The sequence below is a fragment of the Mesorhizobium sp. P2_E7 genome, from assembly GCF_056403855.1.
On record NZ_JBFUER010000001.1, the window covers coordinates 871,413 to 898,101 of the forward strand.

Annotated in this window: 24 protein-coding genes; 10 read left to right on the top strand and 14 right to left on the bottom strand. The window is 63.7% G+C overall.

Going from position 1 to position 26,689, the window contains the following annotated elements; all coding sequences use genetic code 11:
• Positions 1-15: 15 nt before the first annotated feature.
• Together AC1DYC_RS04400 and AC1DYC_RS04405 are read right to left on the bottom strand one after the other, a co-directional pair.
• A complete protein-coding gene (locus tag AC1DYC_RS04400; RefSeq protein WP_477266389.1) occupies positions 16-780 on the bottom strand; it encodes an ATP-binding cassette domain-containing protein in 765 nt (254 codons plus the stop codon).
• Positions 777-1,943, bottom strand: a complete 1,167-nt coding sequence (locus tag AC1DYC_RS04405; protein WP_477404276.1) for an ROK family transcriptional regulator — start codon at positions 1,941-1,943, stop codon at positions 777-779. Before AC1DYC_RS04405 ends, AC1DYC_RS04400 begins: the two co-directional genes overlap by 4 nt.
• A 213-nt stretch (positions 1,944-2,156) precedes the next feature.
• Between AC1DYC_RS04405 and AC1DYC_RS04410 the strand changes: the two genes are divergently transcribed.
• Both AC1DYC_RS04410 and AC1DYC_RS04415 read left to right on the top strand, forming a co-directional pair.
• Positions 2,157-3,338, top strand: coding sequence for a M24 family metallopeptidase (locus AC1DYC_RS04410; protein WP_477404278.1), 1,182 nt, complete (start codon positions 2,157-2,159; stop codon positions 3,336-3,338).
• Entirely contained in the window at positions 3,325-4,551 is a 1,227-nt protein-coding gene (locus AC1DYC_RS04415; RefSeq protein ID WP_477404280.1) for a M20 metallopeptidase family protein, read from the top strand. The genes AC1DYC_RS04410 and AC1DYC_RS04415 overlap by 14 nt, the downstream gene beginning before the upstream one ends.
• A 6-nt stretch (positions 4,552-4,557) precedes the next feature.
• Here the strand turns inward: AC1DYC_RS04415 and AC1DYC_RS04420 are convergent, their stop codons facing one another.
• From AC1DYC_RS04420 to AC1DYC_RS04455, 8 genes are all read right to left on the bottom strand, one after another.
• Complete coding sequence (locus AC1DYC_RS04420) at positions 4,558-5,313, bottom strand: ABC transporter permease (protein ID WP_477404282.1); 756 nt, start codon at positions 5,311-5,313, stop codon at positions 4,558-4,560.
• Complete coding sequence (locus tag AC1DYC_RS04425) at positions 5,310-6,083, bottom strand: ABC transporter ATP-binding protein (protein ID WP_477404284.1); 774 nt, start codon at positions 6,081-6,083, stop codon at positions 5,310-5,312. The genes AC1DYC_RS04420 and AC1DYC_RS04425 overlap by 4 nt, the downstream gene beginning before the upstream one ends.
• Entirely contained in the window at positions 6,083-7,111 is a 1,029-nt protein-coding gene (locus AC1DYC_RS04430; protein ID WP_477408165.1) for an ABC transporter substrate-binding protein, read from the bottom strand. The genes AC1DYC_RS04425 and AC1DYC_RS04430 overlap by 1 nt, the downstream gene beginning before the upstream one ends.
• Positions 7,112-7,198: 87 nt before the next feature.
• A complete protein-coding gene (locus tag AC1DYC_RS04435) occupies positions 7,199-7,636 on the bottom strand; it encodes a VOC family protein (RefSeq protein ID WP_477301508.1) in 438 nt (145 codons plus the stop codon).
• A 2-nt stretch (positions 7,637-7,638) separates the two neighbouring features.
• Positions 7,639-8,382 (bottom strand): FadR/GntR family transcriptional regulator, encoded by a 744-nt coding sequence (locus tag AC1DYC_RS04440; protein WP_477404286.1) that lies wholly within the window; start codon positions 8,380-8,382, stop codon positions 7,639-7,641.
• Complete coding sequence (locus tag AC1DYC_RS04445) at positions 8,379-9,749, bottom strand: FAD-binding oxidoreductase (protein WP_477404288.1); 1,371 nt, start codon at positions 9,747-9,749, stop codon at positions 8,379-8,381. The genes AC1DYC_RS04440 and AC1DYC_RS04445 overlap by 4 nt, the downstream gene beginning before the upstream one ends.
• Before the next feature lie 318 nt (positions 9,750-10,067).
• Positions 10,068-11,345, bottom strand: a complete 1,278-nt coding sequence (locus AC1DYC_RS04450; RefSeq protein WP_477404290.1) for a M23 family metallopeptidase — start codon at positions 11,343-11,345, stop codon at positions 10,068-10,070.
• A gap of 189 nt (positions 11,346-11,534) precedes the next feature.
• Positions 11,535-12,002 (bottom strand): peroxiredoxin, encoded by a 468-nt coding sequence (locus AC1DYC_RS04455; protein ID WP_477404292.1) that lies wholly within the window; start codon positions 12,000-12,002, stop codon positions 11,535-11,537.
• A 95-nt stretch (positions 12,003-12,097) separates the two neighbouring features.
• Here AC1DYC_RS04455 and AC1DYC_RS04460 point away from each other — a divergent pair, with 95 nt between their 5' ends.
• On the top strand, positions 12,098-15,484 hold the full coding sequence (locus AC1DYC_RS04460; protein WP_477404294.1) for a hypothetical protein: 3,387 nt from the start codon (positions 12,098-12,100) through the stop codon (positions 15,482-15,484).
• 90 nt (positions 15,485-15,574) lie between these two features.
• On the opposite strand, the gene AC1DYC_RS04465 is transcribed toward AC1DYC_RS04460, so the two are convergent.
• Both AC1DYC_RS04465 and tyrS read right to left on the bottom strand, forming a co-directional pair.
• Positions 15,575-16,057: a GNAT family N-acetyltransferase gene (locus tag AC1DYC_RS04465; protein WP_477404296.1), complete on the bottom strand. Its 483-nt coding sequence runs from the start codon at positions 16,055-16,057 to the stop codon at positions 15,575-15,577.
• Positions 16,058-16,167: 110 nt separating this feature from the next.
• On the bottom strand, positions 16,168-17,421 hold the full coding sequence (tyrS, locus tag AC1DYC_RS04470) for a tyrosine--tRNA ligase (RefSeq protein ID WP_477404298.1): 1,254 nt from the start codon (positions 17,419-17,421) through the stop codon (positions 16,168-16,170).
• A gap of 258 nt (positions 17,422-17,679) precedes the next feature.
• Between tyrS and AC1DYC_RS04475 the strand changes: the two genes are divergently transcribed.
• Genes AC1DYC_RS04475 through AC1DYC_RS04490 form a run of 4 tightly spaced genes read left to right on the top strand, consistent with a single transcriptional unit; the run spans position 17,680 to position 21,298 of the window.
• The gene (locus tag AC1DYC_RS04475; RefSeq protein WP_477404300.1) at positions 17,680-18,414 is read left to right on the top strand and encodes a glycosyltransferase family 2 protein; all 735 of its coding nucleotides are present in this window, start codon (positions 17,680-17,682) and stop codon (positions 18,412-18,414) included.
• Positions 18,407-18,742, top strand: a complete 336-nt coding sequence (locus tag AC1DYC_RS04480) for a lipid-A-disaccharide synthase N-terminal domain-containing protein (RefSeq protein ID WP_142868074.1) — start codon at positions 18,407-18,409, stop codon at positions 18,740-18,742. The genes AC1DYC_RS04475 and AC1DYC_RS04480 overlap by 8 nt, the downstream gene beginning before the upstream one ends.
• A 55-nt stretch (positions 18,743-18,797) precedes the next feature.
• Positions 18,798-20,441 (top strand): ArnT family glycosyltransferase, encoded by a 1,644-nt coding sequence (locus tag AC1DYC_RS04485; RefSeq protein WP_477404302.1) that lies wholly within the window; start codon positions 18,798-18,800, stop codon positions 20,439-20,441.
• Positions 20,438-21,298: a phosphatase PAP2 family protein gene (locus tag AC1DYC_RS04490; RefSeq protein WP_477404304.1), complete on the top strand. Its 861-nt coding sequence runs from the start codon at positions 20,438-20,440 to the stop codon at positions 21,296-21,298. Before AC1DYC_RS04485 ends, AC1DYC_RS04490 begins: the two co-directional genes overlap by 4 nt.
• Here the strand turns inward: AC1DYC_RS04490 and AC1DYC_RS04495 are convergent.
• Positions 21,292-21,948, bottom strand: coding sequence for an FMN-binding negative transcriptional regulator (locus tag AC1DYC_RS04495; RefSeq protein ID WP_477404306.1), 657 nt, complete (start codon positions 21,946-21,948; stop codon positions 21,292-21,294). The genes AC1DYC_RS04490 and AC1DYC_RS04495 overlap by 7 nt on opposite strands.
• 157 nt (positions 21,949-22,105) lie before the next feature.
• Positions 22,106-22,780 (bottom strand): alpha/beta hydrolase, encoded by a 675-nt coding sequence (locus AC1DYC_RS04500; protein WP_023669128.1) that lies wholly within the window; start codon positions 22,778-22,780, stop codon positions 22,106-22,108.
• A 240-nt stretch (positions 22,781-23,020) separates the two neighbouring features.
• On the opposite strand from AC1DYC_RS04500, the gene AC1DYC_RS04505 reads away from it, so the two are divergent.
• The 3 genes from AC1DYC_RS04505 (at position 23,021) to sufC (ending at position 26,674) form a co-directional block, all read left to right on the top strand.
• Positions 23,021-24,184 carry a cysteine desulfurase family protein gene (locus AC1DYC_RS04505; RefSeq protein WP_477404308.1) on the top strand — a complete coding sequence of 388 codons (1,164 nt, stop codon included), beginning with the start codon at positions 23,021-23,023 and terminating at the stop codon, positions 24,182-24,184.
• A 188-nt stretch (positions 24,185-24,372) separates the two neighbouring features.
• Positions 24,373-25,890, top strand: a complete 1,518-nt coding sequence (sufB, locus tag AC1DYC_RS04510) for a Fe-S cluster assembly protein SufB (RefSeq protein WP_023684859.1) — start codon at positions 24,373-24,375, stop codon at positions 25,888-25,890.
• Positions 25,891-25,918: 28 nt separating this feature from the next.
• A complete protein-coding gene (sufC, locus tag AC1DYC_RS04515; protein WP_477309260.1) occupies positions 25,919-26,674 on the top strand; it encodes a Fe-S cluster assembly ATPase SufC in 756 nt (251 codons plus the stop codon).
• The last annotated feature ends 15 nt before the right edge of the window (positions 26,675-26,689 follow it).

The window sequence follows — 26,689 nt, forward strand, 5'->3', positions numbered from 1 at the left end:
CCCCTCTTTTGTCCCTCAACTCGCCGGTCCGGCACCGGCAAGCGTCTCACCGGTGATCATGTTGATCACCGCATCGGGACTTGTTTTGTTGCGTGCGACATCGCCGGCCACGACGCCTTGCCGGATCACCACGATTCGGTCGGCGACCTGGAAGGCCTGTTGCATGATGTGGGTGATGATGACGACGCCGATGCCCTGGTTGGCGACCTGGCGGATCATCTCGAGGCCACGCCTGGTCTGTTCGACGCCAAGGGCTGCGAACGGCTCGTCCAGCAGCACAAGCTTGCCGCCCCAATGCACGAAGCGGTTGAGCTCGATCGCCTGGCGCTGGCCGCCGGAGAGGTGCTCGACATTGGTGCGCAGCGATGGGATGCGGGTGCCCGCACTTGCCAGCGCCTTGCCGACGACGGCCTCCATGGCGCGCTCGTCAAGAATCGGGATGCCGAGCACTTTCCTGGTGATCTCGCGGCCCATGAAGAAATTGGCGACGACGTCGACATTGGTGCACAGCGACAGGTCCTGGTAGACGGTTTCGATCCCCGCCGCCTTGGCCTCCGCCGGCGATTTCGCCAGAAACTCCTTGCCCTCGAACAACATGCGGCCCGAGCTCGGCTCGAGGCCGCCGGCGATGATCTTGACCAGCGTCGACTTGCCGGCGCCATTGTCGCCAAGCAGCGCCACGACCTCGCCCTTGCCGATCGAGAAGCTGATGCCTCTCAGCGCCTGGATGGCGCCGTAATTCTTGGTGACGTTTTCGAGTACCAGCAGCGGTTCGGTCATGCCGCCACTCCCTTGCTGTGCATGAGGTCTGACCGGCGCTCGCGCTCGGCAATGAACATCTGGCCGAAGCGCGGCGAGAGCACGCCGGACACGGCCAAAGCGGCGGCGCCGCGCAGCACCGAATGCTGGCCGCCGGTGGCGACCATCACGCGCGGGGTCTTGCGGTCGCGCCGCGCCGAGATCGAATTGGGAAGCTGCGCCGCCGCGCCGACCAGTCTCTCCAGGAGGTCGGTGGGGGCGAGCCCGCCGAGGATGACGGTTTCGGGGTCGAATAGGTTCTCGATGGTGACGATAGCGTTGCGGAAGACCGGGGCGACTTCGGCCACCCAAGCGGCTTCGCCGATGTTGCGGCGGCGCAGCGCTTCCAGCGAGAGGTAGCGTTCGAGGCAGCCGTGATTGCCGCACGGACAGAGTTCGCCGCCGGGAACGGCGGGGATGTGTCCGATCTCGCCGGCATTGCCCCAGGCGCCGCGCATCACCGCGCCGTCATGGACGATGGCGCCGCCGAGGCCGACGCCGAAATAGAGATAGTAATATTCGGAATAGCCGGCACCGAGGCCATAGAGACGCTCGCCCATGGCGGCCGCCGCCATGTCGGTTTCGAAGAAGGCCGGCAGCCCCGTCGAGGCCGTCAGCCGTTCCGGCAGCGCGACATCCTTCCAGCCGGCCATGGTCGTTGGGCCGACAAAGCTCATCGATTCCACGCCGAACGGGCCCGGCAGCGCCATGCCAATGCCGAGTACGCGGCCGCCGGGCCGCAGCGCGGTCAATTCCGGCACTATGGCGCCGATCAGCTCGAAGGCATGGTCGGGCGTTGCGTGCGGCGCCTCGCGATGCGTGCTTTCGATGACATCGCCGCTGAGATTGATCAGTGCAGCGTCGATGCCGAGCGGGGTGAGGTGGATCCCAACGGCATAGCCGCCTTCAGGGTTGATCCGGAGCGTCGCCGGTGGCAGGCCGCGCCCGCGCGGCTCTTCGCGCAGCGACAGTACATAGCCGTGCTCTTCCAACTCGCGAACGATGGTCGAGACGGTCTGGACGGTGAGGCCGACGCGGCTGGCAATGTCGCCGCGGGCGATGGGGCCATGAAGACGAATGGACTCCAGCACGATGCGCCGGTTGTAAGGCCGTCCGAACTCCTGGTTGGTTCCCCGTAGTGCCATTTTCCCTCTCCCGTGGGAGAGGCAAGACTTGCACACGCAATTTATTCAGTCAAATGGAATTCAAAAATAATTTGTGACAGATCTGGCACAAGATGCAGGACCTGTCCCATGCGCCGCGCTGGCCGATTGCAGCGGCGTCAAAACCACCGCATTGGTGCATGACGTCAGGCGGGCGCGGGGCTCGCCTGGCCGATGATCCAGCAGGGAAAACCGATGATCGAATTGCCTTTTGCGCGCGGCGAGTACCAGCAGCGGCTCACGAAAATCCGCGCCGAGATGGCAAAGCGGGGGCTCGAGCTTCTTGTCGTCAACGATGTCGCCAACCAGCATTACATCACCGGCTATGACGGCTGGTCGTTCTACACGCCGCAGGTGGTGCTGGTTCCGATCGAAGAGGATGCCGAGCCGGTCTGGATCGGCCGCGCCATGGATGCGGCCGGCGGCCTGCTGACGGCCTGGATGAAGCCTGAAAATGTGGTCGGTTTTCCCGAAGACCATGTCCAGCGCGCCGACCGTCATCCGATGGACTGGATCGCGGCCTGGATCGTTGCCAAGGGCTGGGGCAACCGTCCTATCGGTATCGAGCTCGAAGCCTACTATTTCTCGCCCAAGGCCCATGCCCGGCTCGTCGCCGGTCTGCCCAATGCAAAATGGCACGACGCCGACCTCGTGGTGAACTGGATCCGCGCAGTCAAATCCGCACCCGAAATCGCCTATCTGCGCAAGGCATCGAAGCTGGCAGAGGCGGCGGTTACGCGCGCCTACGAGGTCATCGCGCCCGGCGTGCGCGAATGCGATGCCATTGCCGCGATCCAGGCGGCGCAGATCGCCGGCAGCCCGGACTTTGCCGGCGACATCACCGCGCTGCCGCCGACGATCCTCGGCGGCGAAAATGCGTCCGCGCCGCACATCATGTGGAGTGACCGACGGTTCGGCAAAGACGAGACGATTGCGCTCGAACTGGCCGGCGTCTGCCGCCGCTATGCCGCCGGGTTGGCCCGGACAATGCAGTTGGGCAAAACGCCGACGCGTGTCGCCGACACGGCAAAGGCTGTGATCGAAGGCATGGATGCGGTGCTCGACGCGGTCAGGCCGGGCACATCGGCCGAAGCGGTCGAAGCCGCCTGGCGCAAGGTCATCCAGCGCTACGGGCTGAAGAAGGAATCGCGCATCGGCTACTCCATCGGCGTCGCCTATCCGCCGGATTGGGGCGAGCACACGATCAGCCTGAGACCCGGCGACAAGACGGTGCTGCAGCCCGGCAATGTCGTGCACTCCATTCTCGGCATGTGGATGGATGGCTGGGGCATCGAAATCAGCGAGACCATTCTGGTGACCGAGACCGGCAACGAGACGCTGACCAAATTCCCGCGAGACATCCATGTCAAATCCTGACTGGCCTGGCGCAGCGGGCGGTGCCGCGCCCGACATCGACGCCGGAATTCTCGACCGGATGATCGAGATCCGCCGCCATTTGCACCGCCATCCCGAGCTGTCGAACCGCGAGGCTGGCACGCAAGCCTATCTCCGGCAGATGCTGGCCGGGCAGGGGATATCAGACATCCGCGATGTTGCCGGCTTTGGCCTGGCCGTCGATATTGTCGGCACCGGCAAGCCATCAAATCGCAAGGTGGCGATAAGGGTAGACATCGATGCCTTGCCGATCGAGGAAGAGTCCGGCGTCGACTTCGCCTCGGAAAACCCCGGCGTGATGCATGCCTGCGGCCACGATGCTCACACCGCAATGGGCTTTGCCGTGGCGACCCACCTGCATCGCACGCGCGACACTTTTGGCGGCACCGTTCGCCTCATCTTTCAGCCGGCCGAGGAAGCCGAGCCGTCAGGCGGCAAGCGGGTGGTGGAGGAGGGGCTGCTCGACGATGTCGATGCGGCAATCTGTGTCCACGTCGATCCATACACCGCATCCGGCAAGGTCGCGGTCGGCGCCGGTCCCTACACGCTTGCCTGCGATACGTTCGACGTGCTGGTCACCGGCTCGGCGGCGCATGCGGCAAAACCCTATGAGGGCGTCGACGCGCTGACTGTCGCCTGTGCGATGGTGGGCGAATTGCAGAAGATCGTTGCGCGCGAGACTGACCCTTACGACCCGCTGGTCATTTCGGTAACCGCCATCAATGGCGGCAACGCCTATAATGTCACCGCAGGCAAGGTCACGCTGAAAGGCACCGTCCGCAGCGGCAGCGACGCCACCCGCGAGCGCGCCCGGCGCCGGCTTCGAGAAATCGTGGAGGGGATCGCGGCAAGCCATGGCGCCACCGTGCAGGTCGACATCCACCAGGGCGAGCCCGGCGTCGTCAACGATGCCGAGATGACCGAACTGATCCTTGCTGGCGCCAAGGCGGCCATCGGCGCCGACAATGTCCTTAACCTGCCGGGATGGAGCATTGCCGACGACTTTGCCTACTACAGCGAAAAACGTCCGTCAGTGTATTTCCGGCTCGGCATCCGCAATGACGAGGTCGGATCGGTCTACCCGCTCCACCACGCCAGGTTTCGCGTCGACGAGGCCGCCTTGAAAGCCGGCGTCGCCACCATGATTTCAGCGGCGGCGATGTTTTTGTCGACACCGCCGGACGATGCCGCCTGACGGCGCTCAGTATTTGATCGCCCGGCGTTCGATCAGCACCACGGCGCAGAAAAGAACGATCGACAGGCCCGATGACAGCACGATCGCCGCATAGAGGCGGTCCGACTGGTAGTTAAAGGACGCCTGGATGATCAGTGCGCCGAGCCCTTTGTCGGAGCCGATCCATTCGCCGACAATGGCGCCGATCACGGCGGTCGCAGAGGCAATCCTGAGTGATGAGAACAGCATCGGCAGCGCGCGCGGCAGGCGCAGGCTCCAGAACACTTCCCAGCGCGTCGCCGACAGCACGCGAAACAGCTCGTGCTCGTTGCTGCCGGCCGAATCCAGCCCGCGGATCATGTTGACCAGCGTCGGGAAGAAACAGATCACCGCCGCGATGACGATCTTCGGCGTCATGCCCAGCCCGAAGATCAGCATGATGATCGGCGACAGCGCCAGGATCGGGATGGTGTTGAAGAACAGCACGATCGGGAAATAGGCGGCCTGCAGCACACGGTTGTGCACGAACAGCACAGCCAGCAGCACGCCGGCGAGATTGCCGATGGCAAAGCCGGCGAGCGCCTCGATCAGCGTCGGCCAGAGATTGTTAACGAGCAGGGAAAAGCTCTTATGGAACACACCCAGTATGGCGGTCGGCGTCGGCACGATATAGGCCGGTACGCCGAGCCAGGGCAGCAGGAACTGCCAGGTCAGCAGGATGGAAACGGCGCCCAGGACGGGCAGGGCGATCGCCAGCGTCGGCGGCAAGGGCTCCTGTCTCATGGGGCCAGTTCCAGGGCTTTGCGTAATTCAGCCATGGCAGCGACGATTGCCGGGTCTTCGCGCGTGCAGCGGTTGCCGTCCTGCTTGAACGGCCGCATGTCGAGATCCTTCACCAGCCGCCCCGGATTGGCGGCGAGCACGATGACGCGCTCGCCGAGATAGGCCGCTTCGGCAATCGAATGGGTGACGAACAGGATGGTCGTGCCGGTGCGCCGCCACAGCGCCAGCAACTCGTCATTGAGGCGGTCGCGGGTGATTTCGTCCAGTGCGCCGAACGGCTCGTCCATCAACAGCAGCTTTGGCTGTCCGAGCAGGGCGCGGGCGATCGCGACGCGTTGCCGCTGGCCGCCGGAAAGCTGGTGCGGCAGCCGCTCGCCAAAGCCGCCAAGCCCCATCAGCTCCAAAAGTTCCTCTGAGCGGTCTTCGATCTGGCGGGTCAGGCTGCCTTGCCCGACACCGAGCGGCAGACGCACATTGTCGCGCACGCTACGCCACGGCAGCAGCGTCGAATCCTGGAAGACAAAGCCGACATCCCGGCGCGAACGCACCGCATGCGGTGTGTCGCCAAGCACGCTGATCGTGCCACCGAGCGGGTCGAGCAAATCGGCAACGACCCTGAGCAAGGTCGACTTGCCGCAGCCCGATGGTCCCAGGATCGACAGGAACGAGCCGGCCGCGACGGTCAGGTCGAGGCCGGAGAGCACTTTGACGGCCGCATGCCGGCCGCCATAGCCGACATCCAGCCTGTTCGCCTCGATAGCACTCACCATCAGGCAGCAGGCGCGTCGAGCTTGGGCCGCTCAGTGGCCGACAATTCGAGGATCTTGGTCGTGTAGACATCGGCCGCGGCCGGGCGTCCGTTCGGGTATTGCCCGACCTTGTCGAGCAGTGCCAGCTGCTCCTCGAGCGAGGCCGGGTCGAAAGTTCCCCAGCCATCCTTGGCTGTCGCGCCGTCGAAGGACAGTTTCAGCACCAGATTGACGGTCTTTTCCTCCCAGCCGAGATCCATTTCCGGATAGGCGGCGACCATTTTCTTCACCGCTTCCTGCGGATTGGCGTGCACCCAGCCCCAGCCTTTGCCGACGGCGCCGATGAACTTCGCCAACGTCTCCGGATCCTTCTCGATCGCCGCGTCGGTGGCGAAATAGACATCGGCGTAGGAACTCAGGCCGAGGTCGCGCACCAGAAGGTCGATGCGGTCGTCGCCGACGACGCTCAGCGCCTGGGTGTTGGTGATCCAGCCGCCAATGGCGTCGACGTCGCCGCGCACCAGCGGCGCCTTGTCGAAGCCGACATTGACGACGGTGACGTCAGCCGGGTCGATGCCGTTCTTGGCCAGAATCTCGTCGATGACAAAGCGCGCCGTCGGCTGGATGCCGATCTTCTTGCCCTTGAGGTCGGCGACGCCGCGGATCGGCTTGGCCGGCTTCGAGGTGAAGGCATAGGGGCCGGTGCGGAAGCCGCAGGCGATTATTTTCACCGGCACGCCGCTGGCGCGCGCAGCAAACAGCTGCGGCGTCTCCGAGAACTGGCCGAGCTGGGCCGAACCCGAGACCACCGGCGGCACGGTCGCGGAATTCGGTCCGCCAGGGCTGAACTCCACGTCGAGGCCGGCGTCTTTAAAATAGCCATTGGCGACAGCGGCGATGTCGCCGATCTGTCCGTTCGACACCAGCCAGTCGTACTGGATGACGACTTTGCCCGCGGCCCTGGCGCCGGGCGTCAGCACCAGCTGCATGCCGGCCGATGCGGCCGCCACGGCGGCGATGCCGGATGTCACGAAGCTGCGGCGGTTCATTTCGAAATGCTTGTTCCCACTCATTTTTCGCTCCTGTTGCAAGCGTTGCTCTGTTCATTGCGCACCGCTCCCACGGCGCGCTGTCGTCTACGGCTGTTCGTCGTGGTAGTCGCCGGGGCCGCCGTCGAGCCAGGCGTATAGTTCCCAGAGCGTGTCGTCCGGGTCGGTGAAATAGGCGCAGCGCGCATTCCAGACATAGTCTTCCGGCGGGCCGTAAAAGGGCACGCCCTTGGCGCTGAGCTCGCCATGCAGCCGGTCGATGTCGGCGGGCTTGTCGAGCTTGACCGCCACGCAGACCTTGTGCGCGTGGCGCGGCGACCGGAGCTTCGATACGCCGGTATGCTGGCTGATGTGGTCGATCTCCCACGCCGCCAGCGTCACGCCCTCGCCGTGGAAATCGGCAAAGCCTTCGGCGCGTCGGCGCAGCCGGAAGCCGAGTTTGTCGACATAGAAGTCCACGGTGCGCCCGATGTCCTCGACCAGCAGGCAGACATCCGAAATCGCGTAATCACCCCCGAGCGGCATGGCTAAATCCCCCTGCTGGTCGTCAGGCGCCGCGCGGCCGGCAGCGTGACGCCAACGCGCTCGGCCGCGCCGATGATGTGGGCGCGCATGGCCGCTTCCGCGGCTGCGGGATCGCCAGCAACCAGCGCCTCGTAGATGCGCACATGCTCGCCGACATTGACCTCGACCAGATCGTGCAGCGGGTTGGTCTGCCGCGCGTAATAGATCGAGCGGCGGATCTGCTCGCAGACAAAGGAGATGAAGGTGTGGATGTAGCTGTTGCCGGTGGCGCGCGCGATCTCGCGATGGAACAGAAGGTCGGCGTCGATGCTGCCTTCCTCCCAGCGCTCCTCGCCACTCATGCGGTCGAGTGCGGCCTTAATGGCGTCGAGATGGTCCTGGCCGCGCCGCTCGGCGGCAAGGGCCGCGGACTCAGCTTCCAGGATGCAGCGCAGCTCGAACAGCCGCTCCATGTTCTGCCCCTCTTTGAGCGCCTCGCCGTCGATGCGGATCGAGGCCCGCTGCTCCGGCGCCAGCACGAAGGCGCCGATGCCTTGCCGCGCCTCGATCATGCCGTCGGCCCTGAGCTGGGCGATTGCCTCGCGCACGACATTGCGGCTGACGCCGAATTTTTCCGACAGCTCCTGTTCCGTCGGCAGCCTTGTGCCCGGGCTGAGGTCACCGGATTCGATCTCGCGGCCGAGAAAAGTCGCGACGCGGTGCGGCAGCGTCTCGACGGTACCGATGGCGGCCAGTCTTTGCTTCATAGAGCGGTCTCCGTTGCCGGCAGAAGGCAGCCGGGATTCATCAGCCCTTGCGGGTCGAGCGCGTCTTTCAGCGTGCCGATGAGGCGGCGATGGACAGGCGACAGGCCAGCCACGAAAGTGCGGTGGCGGGTGCGGCCGATGCCGTGCTCGGCACTGATCGAGCCGCCGAGTTCATGGACGATCTGGTAAAGCCCCGCGGTGATCTCTGTGCCTCGGGTGCGGACCTCGCTTTCGGCAAGGCCTTCCGGCGGCAGCACGTTGAAATGGATGTTGCCGTCACCGGCATGGCCGTAGGCCAGCGCCACCCAGCCGGGATGGTCCTCAGCAACGAAGCGCCGCGCCTGATCGATGAGGGCAGGGATATCCGAGATCCGCACCGAAAGATCGGTGCGCACGTGGTAGCCGCGCTTGGCCTGGCCCTCGACCAGCCCTTCGCGGATAGCCCAGAACGATTTTGCCTGGGCGCTGCTTTCGGCGAGCACGGCATCGATGACTTGGCCACTCTCCATCGCCTCGGCGAGGAAATCGACCAGCAGCGCGCGCAGGTCGATGGCCGCACTGGCCGACAGTTCGATCAGCACATGGACAGGCGCCTCGACGGGCGACACGATGTTGGCGTCGATCAGGCGGGCCAAAGCCATACATTCCGAACCGATGATCTCGAAGGCCGACATCAGATCGGCCGAGGCCCGGCGCGCTTGCCGGAACAGCGCGATCGCCGCTTCGAACGAAGCAAGACCGAGATAGGCGGTCTCGGTCCGGACCGGCTTTGGAAACAGTTTTAGTTCGACGCCGGTGATGATGCCGAGCGTCCCTTCCGAGCCGATGAACAGCTGTTTCAGATCATAGCCCGTGTTGTTCTTGCGCAGACCGGAAAAGCCATTCCATATCTCACCGTCCGGCAGCACCACTTCGAGGCCGAGGATGAGGTCGCGCGCCATGCCGTAGCGCAGCACATTGATGCCGCCGGCATTGCTCGCCGCATTGCCGCCGATCTGGCAGCTGCCCTGGGCGCCGAGCGCCAGCGGAAACAGGCAATCCTGCGCGTCGGCAGCATCCTTCACCGTCTGCAGGATGCAGCCGGCATCGGCCTGCAGCACGAAATTATCGGCGTCGACGCGGCGGATGGTGTTCAGCCGTTCCAGGCTGACGACCACCGAGCCGGCGGTCTCGATATCGATCGCGCCCGCCACCAGGCCGGTGTTGCCGCCTTGCGGAATGATGCCGAACCCGAGCGAGGCGCAGAGCCTCACCACCGCCTGGGCTTCGGCCACCGAAGCCGGCCGCAGCACGGCCAGTGCTGCGCCATGATGATCGCCCGACCAGTCGCCGAGATATTTCGCCATGCCGGCGGCATCGACGGTCACGCCGTTAGGCCCGACAGCGTCCCGCAGGGCACCGAGAGCGTCTGGCGAAAGAGCATGCATGGTCATCAGCGGCCGTGAGATGATGTTGGGCTATAGGGTGATGCATATCATCCTACAACTGGCGTCGAGTCAACGAGGCTCTGCCACGAACGGTGGACAAGTCACGACGGCCCGGGTGCTTGGTCTGCAGTCGGATGCATTCACGCCGGAGAATCGTGGCGGACTGTCATGGCGCCAGGATAGCGCGACGTCCGAACGCGAAAGTCAGTGAGCAGGGCGCCGAACGAGGAGCTGGTTACCAACCGGGTCGCTTGACCCTCAGAGGTACTGCTCGACCTTCTTGCCGACGGTCAGGAAGCGCAGCGGATCGATGGCCTCGCCATTGTGGCGGACTTCGTAGTGCAGATGCGGGCCGGTCGAGCGGCCGCTGCTGCCGGTCTTGCCGACGATGTCGCCGGCCGCCAGCTTCTGCCCGACGGCCACGTCGATTTCGCTCAAATGGCCATAGCGGGTAGCAAAGCCATTACCGTGGTCGACCTCGACCATGCGGCCATAGCCGCCGTTCCAGCCGGCCTTGGTGACGACGCCGGCCGCCGTGACCTTGGCCGCCATGCCGATCGGTGCGCGGAAATCCATGCCCGAATGCAGGGCCGCGGTGCCGAGAATGGGATCGGTGCGCACGCCGAACGGGCTGGTGACGGAGTGGCCGGGGGCGGGATTGGCAAGCGGCAGCCGCCGCGCCTCTTTCTTCAGTTGGTCGAGCGTATCCAGCGCCTCGTCGAGTTCCTTGACCTTGCTATCGAACATCATCGAGGAGTCCAGCGGGATCAGCGGCCCGCCGACATCGCTTTCGTTTTTGCCGAAATCGCTGTCGACCGGCAGGCCGGCCGCCTCGAGCGCCTGGGTGATGGCATCCGCATTCTTGTAGGCATTGTCGGCAAGCGTGGCGATACGGGTGAGCTGCTGGCTTTCGATGGCCTTCAGCGAATCGTTGATCGAGACGAACAGTTTGTCGGCACGGTCCGCCGCCGTTTCGCTGGGCAAAGGATCGGAGCGGGTCGACCACAGCGAGAACGGCCTGGTGTCGGCCGAACCGAGGCTGGCGACCGAATAGGCCAGCGGCTCGCTCCCGGTCAGTTCGGCATGCTCGTCGGGCTTTGCCGCCACATCCGCGGCGGGCGGCGTTCCGACTTCATTTTCAGCTCGTTCGAGGATCGGGCCGAGGCGGCCATGGCGCTGGCTGAGCTGGCTCTGCCGCTCGAGCAGTTCGCTGACCTTGGTTTCCATCAGTTTCTGGTCGAGAAGCTGGCGGCTGGTGATGCGGTCGACCTGCGCGCGCAATGCCGAGATGCGATCCTCATAGGCCTGCTGCAAGCGCGCCTGCCTGGCCGTGGTGGCGCCAATGAGATCGTCGCGCAGCACGAGATAGGAGGTCGCCAGCAGATAGCCGATGGCTATTGCCGCAAGTGCCGAGCCGAGAAAGGCGACGAGCCATGGCCGAATGGTGAAATGTCGGATTTCATTGCCCCGCGCAATGATGACCGTATGGGGCTCCTTGCGCCTGCCGAAGACCGTTGACTGACCGGTTGGGTTCACGGGACCAAGCTTTCGTTACGACACCAACGAAGCCTGATTACACATCATTAAGGTTAACGGTCGGTGACTTTACTCAGCCGCCTGCAACGCGACGGTTGCAGCCTTGTCGGGACGAGACATGGGCTGAAGGCGAGGCAGGGTTTCGCCGTGCCTCGTGCGGATCAGTCCGTCAAACTGCGCGCAGCGAGATTAGAGCGCGCGCACCGCCTCCAGCACCTCTTCGGCATGGCCCTTGACCCGGACCTTGCGCCAGATGCCGGCGATCCGGCCGTCCTTGCCGATCAGGAACGTCGCCCGTTCGACGCCCATATAGTTGCGGCCATACATCGTCTTTTCGACCCACAGATTGTAGGCCTCGATCACTTTGCGCTCTTCGTCGGCAACCAGATCGACGCTGAGATCGTATTTGGTTTTGAACTTGTCGTGCTTCTTGACGCTGTCAGGCGACAGGCCGATCACGACGGCGCCGGCCTTCTCGAACTCCGGCTTCAGCTGCGAAAAGCTGATCGCCTCGTTGGTGCAACTTGTGGTGTCGTCCTGCGGATAGAAGTAAAGTACGACGGGTTTTCCGCGCAACGCGGCAAGGCTGAGCGAGCCGCCGCCATCGCGCGGCAGGTCGAATTGCGGAGCAGCGTCGCCAATGTCGAGATCAGCCATATCGATGCCCTTGTTTGAGGTTACGCGCCAGGCTGCATCGTTATAGTGTCGAGCGGGGATTCGTCCACGATCGAATTAGTCCAACGGAAAATTGCGTGGATCAGGAAGAACCGCAGCACGAGAAAATCCGGTTCAGGCGTGACGAGATCACCGACCTGGGGACTTTCCCGTCTGCCTGCAGCGTGCCGCCGCTCGGCAAGGCGCGGATCGGCCGCGGCTTTCGCATCCTTGCCCGAATGTTTGCCGGCGTCGTCGCCCTGGTGCTTTTGGCCGCCGTTGCCGTCTATGTCGTCGGCGCCACCGGCATCGGCAGCGAGCGGCTGCGGGCGGAAGCCGAGACGGCGATCGAAAAACTCGCCGGTTTCGACGTCAATGTCGCCGTCGGTCCGGCCCGCCTGACACTGGACGGCTCGAGCTTCATTGCGCTGCAGGTCAGCGATGTCAGCGTCAAGACTGCCGACGGCAAGCCGATGGCCGATGCCGGGCGCGTCCGTTTCGGCATTAGGCTGATCCCGCTGCTGTCGGGTGAGGTGCGGCTGACCAGCGCCAGGATTTCCGACGCCCACATCGTCACTGCTTCCATGCCGTCGGGCGGCGACTGGACAGCCGAGCTGCGCAATCAAGATGGCCTCATCGATCCGGAAAAACTGGCCGCCGCAGTCTTCGGCCACGTCAACCATGCGCTCGATGCCGTGCGCGAGGAGTCGATGCGCCGGATCGATCTCAAGAATGTTGCGTTCGAACTGCCCGAGGCGGGCTCGGTCAAACTGGTCACGATCGCCAACGCCACTGTGCTGCAGTCTGGCCCCGGCAGCATGGAGTTTTCGTCCGACGCGGATATCGATGGCCGGGCGCTCACTGTCACTGCAACCGCTACCCGCGATACGACCTCCCAGCGGGTCACTGCATTGAATGCGGCCATCGACATGGCGGCCATTCCAGAGACAACGCCAGAGGCCGGTGGGAAAACCGGCGCGATCGCTTTGAAGCTGACGGGGGCTGAAGGTTCTGGCGAGAGCGATTCCCGGCTGACGGCCTCGCTGTCGCTGACCGGCTCGGTGCTCGATCTCGGCACGCGCGGGCTTTTGCCGGCCGATGTCGACGTCGACGCCACGCTTGTCTCCGGCTCCAACAAGATCGATGTCGGCAGGCTGGTTTTGAAGACCGGCCGTTCGACATTCAATTTCGCCGGCTCGATCGGGCCCAAGCCGGCGACCGGTGTCGCCGGCGAGGAGCCTTCCTACCGCTACGACCTGACCAGCGACGGCTCGACGCTGGCGCCTGCGGAATCACCTGAACCAGCGCTGAATTTCATTGCCCGCATTGCCGGCGTCTACCAGACCAGGAGCCAAAAGCTCGTCGCCGAGCAGATCGGCGTCAGGTCGGCATCGGGCAGCGAGGTGCTGGGCACAGCCGCACTTGCCTTCATCGACAACGGGCCGCCAGGCATTTCGCTGTCGCTCAACGTCCACGACATGCCGGTCTCGCACGTCAAGCAATTGTGGCCCTGGTTTTCCGCCAAGAATGCACGGCTGTGGGTGCTGCAGAACCTGTTTGGCGGCCGTGTGGTCGACGCCAGCCTGCAGTTCCAGGTCGTGCCGGGGCGCCTCGGCAACGGCGTGCCTCTTTCGGCGGATGAAGTGTTCGGGCGGTTCCAGATCGAGGGCTCGCGCTTCGACACGGCCGGCCGCATCCCGCCAATACGCGACGCCGTCGGCGAGGTTTCCTTCCACGGCAACGACGTCGACATAGCGCTGTCCTCGGGAAGCGTTTATATGCCGAGCGGCCGCACCGTGGCGGCAAGCAATGGCACGCTGGCGGTGAAGGCGGCGAACCACCCGCCGGTGATCGGTGCGCTCGACATCGAAGTCGCCGGCGAGGCGCCGGCCATCGCCGAGCTCGCCTCCTACGAACCGATCAACGCCATGCGCCATGTCGGTATTGCGCCGGACGACCTGTCCGGCACGGTGACCGGCCACGTCAAGGCCGACATTCCGCTGCAGTCCGGTGTCGATACTTCGAAGCTCGATTGGCTGGTGTCGCTCGACTACAAGGACCTGTCGCTCGCCAAGCCGTTCGAAGACCAGACGGTGACCGATGCCGACGGTTCGATCGAAATCGGACCTGACAAGGCGGTGATCTCGGCCGATGCAAAGCTGAACGGCATTCCGGCCGAGCTCGATCTGGTCGAGCCGCTCAGGGATGACGGACCGCCGCGCAGCCGCAAAGTGGCCCTTGTGCTCGACGACAAGATGCGTGCCATCGCCATGCCCGGCCTGTCGCCGCTGATTTCCGGCACCATCAAGGTAGCGATCGACAAGAGTGGTGAAGGCGGCAGCCAGAACGTCGCGGTCGACCTGACCAGCGCCAGGCTGGATATTCCCTGGGCCGGCTGGAGCAAGGGGCCGGGCATTCCTGCCAATGCCACTTTCATTATGGAGAAGTCGGGCGATACCACAACGCTGTCCGACTTCGACCTCGACGGAAAGAGCTTTTCGGTCGAAGGCGATGTTGTGCTGGTCAAGGGCGCGCTGTCGTCGGCGCGCCTTAGCAAGGTCGCCCTGAACAGGGGCGACGACGTAGCCGTGACGGTGAAGCGGTCGGGCAAGGGCTTTGCGGTCGACGTCAGCGGCAATGCGCTCGACGCCCGCTCGCTGATCAAGCAGTTCACCTCCGACGTCGACACCGCCACCAAGACCACTGGCACGGATGCGGTTTCGGTCAGCGCCGATGTCAATTCGCTGACCGGGTTCCACGACGAGGTCCTGTCAAATCTGAAGCTCGACTACAGCGCCGCCGGCTCCAAGGTAAACGGGCTCAAGGTCAGCGCCACGGCAAGTTCGGGGGCCGCCATCACCATCAGCAACACCACAGGAAACGGCGCGCGCACGCTCAACATGAAATCCGCCGACGCCGGCGCCATATTGCGCTTCCTCAACATCTACGAACACATGGAAGGCGGATCGATCACGCTGGCGCTCAGCGGTGCGGCCGATGGGCCGATGCGGGGCCAGGTCGACTCGAGCAACTTTTTCATCGTCGACGAACCGAAGCTCGCCTCGATCGTATCGACCACGCCGGTGGGCGACAACCGTAGCCTGAACGAAGCGGTCAAAGGCAAGATCGACACCTCGCGGGTAAAGTTTGAGCGCGGCTATTCCGAGATCGACAAGGGAAGCGGTTACCTGAAGCTGGCCAATGGCGTGCTGCGCGGCCCGCGCATCGGCACCACTTTCCAGGGCACGCTCTACGACCAGAACAACAATATGGACATGACCGGCACGTTCATGCCGGCCTATGGCCTCAACCGAATCTTCGGCGAATTGCCGCTGGTCGGCGCGCTGCTCGGCAATGGCCGCGACCGCGGCCTGATCGGCGTCACCTACCGGCTCAAGGGCAATGCCAACAAGCCGGTGCTGGACATCAATCCGCTATCGGTGATCGCGCCGGGAATCTTCCGGTCGATCTTCGAATATCGCTAGAACGAACAGCCCGCCGAAAGACCGAATTCGATTCCAAGCGGGTGCGCGTTCGCCCAGACCGCTTTCGCCCTGAAGGCTCGGGGCGGATTTTCACGCAGTCATCCGTCTGTCTATCGGGCGACGTTCGAGAACCACCAGCCGTCGCATCGGTCGCCGCTTGAAGAAGGAGATGACGCGCGCCATGCTGCCCATCAGATGGTTGCGTCTTATCTTCGCCGGTGCCGCCCGTACCTCGATTTGCTCAAAGCCCCATCGTGAATAGGCGCCGGCATTGGCCGCGGCCGTGATCAGCCAGATAGGCTTCCGATCGTCGGCAAGCAGCGTATCAATCAGCCGCGAAGCGAGTCCGTGGCCTCGCGCTTCCTTGGCCACGACGAGCGATCCGACTTCGCGCGAGCCATCGGTATGTTTGCGCATCTGCACTGCGCCGATTATCCGGCCTTCTGCTATCGCGACCAGGAAGTTCGGCCAGTTGATGCCGGTTGGGTTCAGGCGCTCGGAACGCACCAAGGCGCGAATTGCCTGGTGGTCTCGCTCCGTCGCGCGACGAATGACAACAGCCGACTGATCCATGGATGCCTCCTGCACGATCCGGTAGCGCTTCGGCAGCAGGAAGTAGCAAGAGGTGTGTTTCAGCCAAATGTCGTTACGGCCGAGATTATGTTTCCGCCTGATGTGTCCGGTCAGACCGGCCGCACCAGAACGTGCTTTTTCTTGCCCAATGAGAGCTTTGCGACGTTTTCTGGACTGAGATCCTGAGGCGTCATCATGCGCCGATCGTCCGCCACCGGCTGGTCGTTGAGGCGCACGGCGCCACCCTGGATGTGACGCCGTGCCTCGCCGTTGGACCCGGCGAGCCCGGCAGTGACCAGCAGTGACAGGATGCCGATGCCGGCCTCCAGCGCCGCGCCATCGACCTCGACGGTCGGCAGGGAATCGGCGGTCACGCCTTCCTCGAACGTCTTGCGCGCAGTTTCCTCGGCCGCGAGCGCCGCCTCGCGGCCGTGCACGATGGCCGTGGTTTCCGTCGCCAGCACCTTCTTGGCCTCGTTGATCTCGGAACCGCCAAGGGCGGCCAGCCGCGCGATCTCCGACAGCGGCAGGCGGGTGAAGATCTTCAGGAAGCGCTCGACGTCGGCGTCCTCGGTGTTGCGCCAGTACTGCCAGAAATCATAGGGCGAGAAGAGGTCGCCGTTCAGCCAGACCGCGCCCTTGGCGGACTTGCCCATCTTGGCGCCCGACGATGTCGTCAGAAGCGGTGTGGTCAGCGCGTAAAGCTGCGGCGTGCCCATGCGGTGGCCGAGATCGACGCCGTTGATGATGTTGCCCCACTGGTCCGAACCACCCATCTGCAGCCGGCAGTCGTGGCGGCGGCTGAGCTCGACGAAATCATAGCCCTGCAGGATCATGTAGTTGAATTCGAGGAACGACAGCGACTGTTCGCGATCGAGCCTGAGCTTCACGCTGTCGAAGGTCAGCATCCGGTTGACCGAGAAGTGGCGGCCGACATCGCGCAGGAACTCGACATAGTTGAGCTTCATCAGCCAGTCGGCATTGTTGACCATGATGGCGTCGTTGCCGGTGTCACCGAAGCGCAGGATGCGGCCAAAAATGCGCTTGATGCCTTCGATGTTGGTGGCGATCGCCTCGGGCGTCAAAAGGCTGCGCTGGTCGTCGCGGAAGGACGGATCGCCGATCATCGAGGTGCCGCCGCCCATCAGCGCGATCGGCCGGTGGCCGGTCTCCTGCATCCAGTAGAGCATGGTCGCCGAAATCAGATTGCCGATATGCAGGCTGGTCGCAGTGGCGTCGTAGCCGACATAGGCGGTTACCGTTTCCTTCGCGAAAAGTTGATCCAGCCCGGTCTCATCCGAGATCTGGTGGATGAAACCGCGCTCGCTCATGACGCGCAGGAAATCGGATTTGAAGGCGGACATTGTTTCTTCCTGAAAGCGCCGGGCCCCAACCGCCCGGCGTGATTTGAACGCGGGCGTTTAGCATCCAAGCGGCCGAAGCAAAAGTGGTTTCCGGTTTTGCGTCCGCAGAGACGGCATAGGCTGCGCCGCCGCGCGCGCTTGCTTCATCGTGCCGGCTGGCGTAATGAGGCGCCGCGCCAACGGGGTTAGATCCGCTGGAACGGCACCGCACGGCATCCGCCAAAATGCCATATCCTGTGACAGAGCCCGACGCGACATATGCCGGACGCATTGATATCCATCGTCATTCCTTGCCGCAACGAGGCGGCGAACCTGCCGCTTCTGATCGACGAGATCGAGGCCGCGATGACCGGACGCGACTTCGAAATCATCGTCGTCAATGACGGTTCGACCGACGATACGGCTTCCGTGCTTGCCGCCGAGGCGGCCAAACGCCCGTTTCCGCTTCGTCAGCTGCGCCACGAAAAATCCGCCGGCCAGTCGCTTTCGGTGCGCTCGGGCGCCTGGGCGGCGCGCGGCGCCATCGTCGCCACCATCGATGGCGACGGCCAGAACGATCCCCAATATATCCCCGTCCTGGTTGACGCGCTGGGCCAGGCCGGGCCTGATGTCGGCGCCGCGCAAGGGCAGCGGCTGAGGCGTCGCGACAGCAAGATCAAGCAGCTGGCGTCGCGCTTCGCCAACTGGCTGCGTGGCGCGATCCTGCATGACGACACCCGCGACACCGGCTGCGGCCTGAAGGCGATCCATACCGATATCCTACGCAAACTGCCGTTCTTCGACGGCACGCATCGGTTTGTTCCGGCGCTGGTCATCCAGGAAGGCTACCGTGTCGTGCACTGCGACGTCGTCGACCGCTCCCGCCGTCACGGCAAGTCGAATTACGGCATCTTCGACCGCGGCCTGCAAGGCGCGCTCGATCTCGCCGGCGTCTGGTGGCTTCGGCGCCGGCGCCGCAGGATGCCAAAGGTAGAGGAAATCACGCATGGCTAACGTGTTTCAGGAGCTGGCAACCTGGCTGCATCAGGTTTTCATCAAGCAGTTCGACGCCTGGATCCTGCTCGGCTTCGTCGCCCAGTTCTTCTTCACCATGCGTTTCGTCGTGCAGTGGCTCGCTTCGGAAAAGGCCAAGCGCAGCGTCGTTCCGGTCGCTTTCTGGTTCTTTTCCCTGTTCGGCGGCGGCCTGCTGCTGATCTATGCCATCGTGCGCCAGGACCCGGTGTTCATCGCCGGCCAGGCCATGGGCATGCTGATTTATGTCAGAAATCTCTGGCTCATCGCCAATGAGCGCAAAGCGGCGGCGATGACCAAGGTCGATTGAAGAAAGTCTGGGGTCGACTGAAGAAGTCTGGTCAAGGCAGGATCCGGTGGTTGCAATGAACAGGAACTACGTCCTGCTTTTCCTGTTCAGCCTGCTGCTGACGGCCAGTGGGCTGGCTTCGCTGCCGCCGATCGACCGCGATGAATCGCGTTTCGTCCAGGCCACCAAGCAGATGGTCGAAACCGGCGATTATGTCGACATTCGCTTCCAGGACATGTCGCGGTATCAGAAGCCGGTCGGCATCTACTGGCTGCAATCGGCGTCCGTGGCGCTGAGCGGCGAGGGGGCCGGGGCGCCGATCTGGGTCTATCGCCTGGTCTCGGCGCTGGGCATCGCCATTGCTGTCGTGGCGATCGCCTGGACAGGCGCCAGTCTTTTCGGCGCCAATGCCGGCCTCGCGGCCGGGCTTATCATGGCCGCGATCTTCGCCACCGCTTTCGAAGGCCGCGACGCCAAGACCGATGCCATGCTTCTGGCCTGCTGCGTCGCGGCGCAAGGCGCCCTGGCGCGGATCTACACCGCCTCGCGGCGCAACGAACCGGTGGCCGGCCATCTCTGGTGGATATTCTGGGTGGCGCAGGGCATTGCGATCCTGATCAAGGGACCGATCGCGCCTCTGTTGTCGGCGCTGACAATTGCCGCGCTGTTTGCTTTCGAGCGCGATGGGCGCTGGTTGAAGAACCTGAAAGTCGGCCGCGGCCTTTTGATCGTGCTGTTGATCGCGCTGCCCTGGCTCGCGCTGATCACCTGGAAGAGCCATGGCGCCTTCCTGCAGCAAGCGGTCGGCAAGGACATGCTGGGCAAGGTCGCCTCAGGCGAGGAATCACACGGCATTCCGCCCGGTTTCTACGTGCTGACCTATTCGCTGTTCATGTGGCCGTTCGGGCTGATCGCCGTCGGCGCCGGTCTGCAGGCGCTCAACCGCTTGCGCGACGATCCGCGCCTGCGCTTTTGCCTTGCCTGGTACATCCCGTTCTGGCTGGTGTTCGAGCTGATCCCGACGAAACTGCCGCATTATGTTCTGCCGGCCTATCCCGGCATGGCGCTGCTGGTCGGCTGGCTCCTGACCCTGCAGCCGGAGGACGCCAATGCGCCGCTCAAGCGCTGGCAGTCATGGCTTTGGTGGTCCACCGCCTTCGGTCTCGGCCTGGTCAGTATCGGTCTCGCGGTTGTCTGTATTGGCGCGCCGATCTATCTCGCCAAGGCATTCTCGTGGTGGAGCATTCCGGCCGCGCTTGCAGCGCTCGTCACCGGATATCTCGCCTTTCCCCGCCGTTTGCAGGTGCCGCTCGCGCGCATCGGCGCGATCGCGGCCGGCGCCGGCATCACCCTTGGCTTGCTGTTCGGCATGATTGCGCCGTCGCTGAAGCCGATCTGGCTGAGCCCGGCGATCAAGGCCGCGGTCGACGCGAACCGTCCCTGCGACACGAGCGTGCTTGCCTCGGCGCCCTATCACGAACCGAGCCTTGTCTTCCTGGTCGGAACCAGGACAATCCTGACCGATGTCGACGGCGTCGCCGCACACCTGCTCGGCGATCCGACCTGCGCGCTTGGGCTGGCGCCTGTCGCCGACGAGAAGAAGCTGAACGACATGCTGGCGGTGCAAGGCAAGACGGCGAACCGTCTGGCCGAGATCGACGGCCTCAACTATTCCTCGGGCGACAAACTATCGCTTGGCCTCTACCGGGTGACCAGGTGAAAACCCCCGTGACGCCGTCCGTGGTGTTTCGTCGGTCGCGCGACAATCTCCTCGACACGATGCGCATCGTCGGCAGGCGCTTTGCCGCGCGCAAAGCCCACTATCCCAGCATCGCCTGGCCGGTCTGGCTCGTGGCCTGGATGCTGCTTGCCGCTGCCGCCTTCGTTCACCTCGACCGGGCGGCAGGCGTCCTCTGGGGGGAATGGCCGCCTCGGCTTGCAAGGTTTACTGAGTTTTTCACCGTTTTTGGCCTCGGCGGCTGGTATCTGATCCCGGCAGCCGCCTTGCTCGTCGCCGCCAATCTGACGGATTGGCGAAGCCTTTCCAGGCGATCGCGGATGCTGGTTTACAACTGGACCTGCTTTGCCTTCCTGGTGCTTGGCGGAGTTGGCCTGTCGGGCCTTGCGGTCAATGTGCTGAAATACGGCATCGGCCGGGCCCGGCCGCTCTATTTCGACAATTTCGGCGTGCTGTCGCTGCATCCGTTCGCAATGAATGCCCGCTTTGCCGCATTTCCATCCGGCCACGCCACCACCATGGGCGCCGTGTTCGGCATCGCTCTGCTGCTGTTTCCAAAGCGCTGGTACGTCGCCCTGGCGATCACCGCCTGCATCGCCTCCACCCGGGTGTTCGTCGGCGCGCATTACCCAAGCGACACTGTCGCCGGTTTCGGCCTCGGCTTCGCCGTCGCGATCCTGTGCGGGGGTATCCTTGCGCGGCTCGGCTTCATCTTCCGCCGGACACCCGCCGGCCTGCCTGTCCGCAAGACGACCTTTCGGTTGGCAGGCTATGGCGGTCCGCTGAACGGCCGACGGGTTCAAAGTCGCGTCGCTGCGGACCCGCCAAAAAGCTACTGAGGGTCAAGCCCGCCATAGGATCGAACAAGCCCGGCCATGTCCGGCGCGCTTGCACTCGGCGCTTCGCTTTCCAGCCCTTCGGCGACACCGACGCGATCGGCGACGGGGCGGTTCTGGCTGACTTTCCATTTGCCGCTGATCTCGGCGATCTCGATCTCCAGCCCGATGATGCCCTTGATCTGCGACTGGATGAAGGTCGGCGGTGCGTCGGTCACCGCCCAGGGCTCATTGCGGTTGCCTTCCTGCGATAGCGTCAGCTCGGTGATCTGCTGTGCGATCCATTCCGCATCCTCGATCACCTTGACCGTTCCGCGCACCTGGACGATGGCATAGTTCCAGGTCGGAACGACCTTGCCGGTCTCCCGCTTGGTCTCGTACCAGGACGGCGTTACATAGGCGTCGGCGCCCTGGAAGACGACCAGCACGGGCGATGTAGGATTGTCGGCCAACTGGCGCCATTGCGGGTTGGCCCTGGCCAGATGGGCGCGCAGCCTGCCGTTCGGCCCTGCCTCGGCATCGAGCAGGAACGGAATGGCGTTGGCGATGGGGCCGTCAGTGCCGTTGGAGATCAGCAATCCCAACGGGTGCGAGCGGATCAGCCCGTGCAGGACGTCTTGGCGCGTCTCTACGAAATGAGGAGGTTGGTACATGATCAGTCACGCCTTCTTCGGCTTCCAGAACCCGGCATTCTGCACCGTTCAGGCAGGCTGCGCCACATGTCAGGCGTGCCAGATCATATGGATCAGCGCAAACGGCATTCGCGCCCGTCGCGGGCACGAATGCGCACCATGCCGGGTCTGGGGGGCCTTAGCGCAGCCGCTTCGGCCGCGGATCGGACAATTCGCCGGCCAGCCGCCGGTCGAGATAGTCGGCGCATTCCTCGAGCAGCAGGTCGGCGTCGTTGGCGAAGAAATGGTTGGCGCCGGGCAAGGTCTTCTGCGTGATGGTGATGCCCTTTTGCGTGTGCAGCTTGTCGACCAGGCCTTGCACATCCTTCGGTGGCGCAACCTTGTCGGCGTCGCCATGGATGATCAGGCCCGATGATGGGCAGGGCGCCAGGAACGAGAAATCATAGGTGTTGGGCTGCGGCGCGATCGAGATGAAGCCCTCGATCTCAGGGCGGCGCATGAGAAGCTGCATGCCGATCCACGAGCCGAAGGAGTAGCCGGCGACCCAGCAGCTCTTGGAATCCGGATGCAGCGACTGCACCCAGTCCAGCGCCGCGGCCGCGTCCGACAATTCACCGGTGCCGTGGTCGAATTCGCCCTGGCTGCGGCCAATGCCGCGGAAATTGAAGCGCAGCGTGGTGAAGTCGCGCTTCTGGAACATGTAGAACAGGTCATAGACGATCTTGTTGTTCATCGTGCCGCCGAACTGCGGGTGCGGATGCAACACAATGGCAATCGGCGCGCTCTTTTCCTTGGAAGGCTGGTAGCGGCCCTCCAGGCGGCCGGCCGGACCGGTGAAAATGACCTCAGGCATAAAATACTCCACGTGGCATAAGAATGCGCGGCGCCCGGAACAACTCTTTCCTCTGGCCTTGACGCAGGGCGAGCGTCTTCTTAGAAGCTAGTTTAGAATTGTTCAAAACTGGATGGCCAGCCGTGACGGCCCGACCATCCCCGCCGCAAGCCGCGTAAATAGGACGTCTTGCCTTGCAATTTCAAGGAAATAACGCGCTATCCCTGCGGAATGGGTTTTGACGGGATCGATTGAGCGAAAATGGCCGCAACACGCGCCTATCTCGACTACAATGCCAGCGCGCCGCTCATCCCTGAGGCGCGTGAAGCGATGGTTGCCGCGCTCGATCTCGCCGCCAATCCGTCGTCGGTGCATGGCGAGGGCCGCGCGGCGCGCCAGCTGATCGAGAACGCTCGGCGCGACGTGGCGCTGCTGGTCAACGCGAAACCCGAACATGTCGTGTTCACCTCCGGCGCGACCGAAGCGGCGTCGACGCTTTTGACGCCGGATTGGCAGATGGGCCGCGGCACTGTGCGCATGAGCCGGCTCTATGTGTCCGAGGCCGATCACCCGTGCCTGCTCAATGGCGGCCGTTTTCCCACTGCGCAGGTGACGCGGATCGGCGTCGATGCCAATGGCATTGCCGATCTCGCTCAACTGACGGCAGCGCTCGGCGCTCATGACAAGGCCGATGGCCTGCCGCTGGTTGCCATCCATGCCGCCAACAACGAGACCGGCGTCATCCAGCCGGTCGAGGCCCTCGCTGCAATCGTCAAGGCAGCGGGCGGCATTCTGGTGGTCGACGCGGTGCAAGCAGCGGGTCGCATTTCCATCGATATGTCAGCGCCTTACGCCGACTATTCGATTCTGTCCTCGCACAAGATCGGCGGCCCCAAGGGCGTTGGCGCGATTGTCGCCGCGGCCGATCTGATGATGCCGAAGCCGCTGATCAATGGTGGCGGTCAGGAAAAGGGCCATCGCGGCGGCACGGAAAACCTGGCGGCGATTGCCGGTTTCGGCACGGCGGCGCGCCAGGCTCTGGTTGGATTGCAGGCCATGGACGCGGTGCGGCTTCGTCGCGACGAAGTCGAAACCATCATCAAAATCCTGGTGCCGGACGCGGAAATCTTCGGAACTGGCGCGCCAAGGCTTGCCAATACGACATTCTTCGCTATTCCCGGCGTCAAGGCAGAGACGGCGCAGATCGCGTTCGATCTGGCTGGCGTGGCGCTGTCTGCAGGATCGGCCTGTTCGTCGGGCAAGGTCGGGCCGAGCCACGTGCTGAAAGCCATGGGTTATGGCGACAGCCTCGGCGCTTTGCGCGTGTCCATCGGTCACGCGACGAGCGTTGGGGATATCGAACTGTTTCGTGCTGCGCTGGCGGGGATTGCCCAGCGCCGGGCGGGCAGGGAACAAGCCGCCTGAGGCGGCGAAAAGAAATTCAGGCCTCGCGGCCTGGTAGAGCCGTGCGTTGAGAAGTGGCCGGGTGAATTCCCGGTCGAGACGCACTATATGGAACTTACGCCGCCTTCGGCGCCTCTAGGGGCAGCCGTTGGCGATGCCATAGTTTGAAAACTGTCGGGCCTTGACCCCGGCGTGGATGGAGAACGCTTATGCCTGCTGTGCAGGACACGATCGATCGGGTCCGAAAGATCGACGTCGACCAGTACAAATACGGATTCCAGACAGAGATCGCGATGGACAAGGCCCCCAAGGGCCTGAGCGAAGACATTATTCGCTTCATCTCGGCCAAGAAGGATGAACCGTCCTGGATGCTGGAATGGCGTCTTGAAGCCTATCGGCGCTGGCTGACGCTGGAAGAGCCGACCTGGGCGCGCGTCCACTACCCGAAGATCGACTTCCAAGATCTTTATTACTACGCGGCGCCCAAGAGCACACCTGGCCCGACGTCGCTCAGCGACGTCGATCCCGAGCTCTTGAAGGTTTACGAGAAGCTCGGCATTCCGCTCAGGGAACAGGAAATCCTGGCCGGCGTGCAGAAGACCGACGTGTCCGATCTCGAGGAGCCCAGCGACAACGTCTACAAGTCGGGACGTGTCGCCGTCGACGCCGTGTTCGATTCCGTCTCCGTCGTTACCACCTTCAAGAAAGAGCTGGCGCAGGCAGGTGTCATCTTCTGCTCGATCTCGGAAGCCATTCGCGAGCATCCGGAGCTGGTGCAAAAATATCTCGGCTCGGTCGTGCCGACCTCCGACAATTTCTACGCCACGCTGAATTCCGCCGTGTTCACCGACGGCTCGTTCGTCTTCGTGCCCAAGGGCGTGCGCTGCCCGATGGAACTGTCGACCTATTTCCGCATGAACGAGAAGAACACCGGCCAGTTCGAGCGCACGCTGATCATCGCCGAGGAGGGGGCTTATGTCTCCTACCTCGAAGGCTGTACGGCACCGCAGCGCGACGAGAACCAGCTGCATGCCGCCGTCGTCGAACTGGTGGCGCTCGACGATGCCGAGATCAAATATTCGACGGTGCAGAACTGGTACCCGGGCGACGCCGAGGGCAAGGGCGGCATCTACAATTTCGTCACCAAGCGCGGCGACTGCCGCGGTGACCGTTCGAAGATCTCGTGGACGCAGGTCGAGACCGGCTCGGCCATCACCTGGAAGTACCCGAGCTGCATACTGCGCGGCGACGATTCCTCCGGCGAATTTTATTCGATCGCCGTGTCGAACGGTTATCAGCAGGTCGACTCAGGCACCAAGATGATCCATCTCGGCAAGAACACGTCGAGCCGCATCATCTCCAAGGGCATCGCCGCCGGCTTCTCGCAGAACACCTATCGCGGCCAGGTGTCGGCGCACCGCAAGGCGACCAACGCCCGCAACTTCACCAATTGCGATAGTCTCCTGATCGGCGACCAGTGCGGCGCGCACACCGTGCCTTACATGGAAGCCAAGAACTCGACGGCGCAGTTCGAGCATGAGGCGACGACGTCGAAGATTTCCGAAGACCAGAAGTTCTACGTCATGCAGCGCGGCATTCCTGAGGAAGAGGCGATCGCACTGATCGTCAACGGCTTCGTCAAGGACGTCATCCAGCAACTGCCGATGGAGTTCGCGGTCGAAGCGCAGAAGCTGATCGGCATCAGCCTCGAGGGCTCGGTCGGCTGACCGGACAAGATATTCAGGAAAGAAAAGAATGCTTGAAATCAGAAACCTGCATGCCCGCATCGTCGATGACGGCACCGAGATCATCCGTGGCCTCAACCTGACGGTGAAAGCCGGCGAAGTCGCCGCCATCATGGGCCCGAACGGCTCGGGCAAGTCGACGCTGTCCTACATCCTCGCCGGCCGCGAGGACTATGAGGTCACCGAAGGCGACATCCTCTACAACGGCCAGTCGATCCTCGAAATGGACCCGGCCGAGCGCGCCACCGCGGGCATCTTCCTCGCCTTCCAGTATCCGATGGAGATACCGGGCGTCGCGACCATGGAATTCCTGAAAGTGGCGATGAACGAGCAGCGCAAGGCGCGCGGCGAGGAACCGCTGAAGATCCCGGAATTTTTGAAGCGGGTCAAAGAGGCGGCAGCCTCGCTCAACATGGACATGGCAATGCTCAAGCGGCCGCTCAATGTCGGCTTTTCTGGCGGCGAGAAGAAGCGCGCCGAAATCCTGCAGATGAAGCTGCTGGAGCCGAAACTCTGCGTGCTCGACGAGACCGATTCCGGCCTCGACATCGATGCGCTGAAGATCGTCTCGGACGGCGTCAACGCACTGCGTTCGCCCGACCGCGCCATCATCGTCATCACCCACTACCAGCGCCTGCTCGAGCACATCGTGCCGGATAGCGTGCACGTGCTTTACAAGGGACAGGTGATCAAGTCCGGCGACAAGTCGCTGGCGCTCGATCTGGAAGCCAATGGCTATGCCGGAGTGATCGGCGAAGCCGCGTGAGATGCCAGAGGCAAG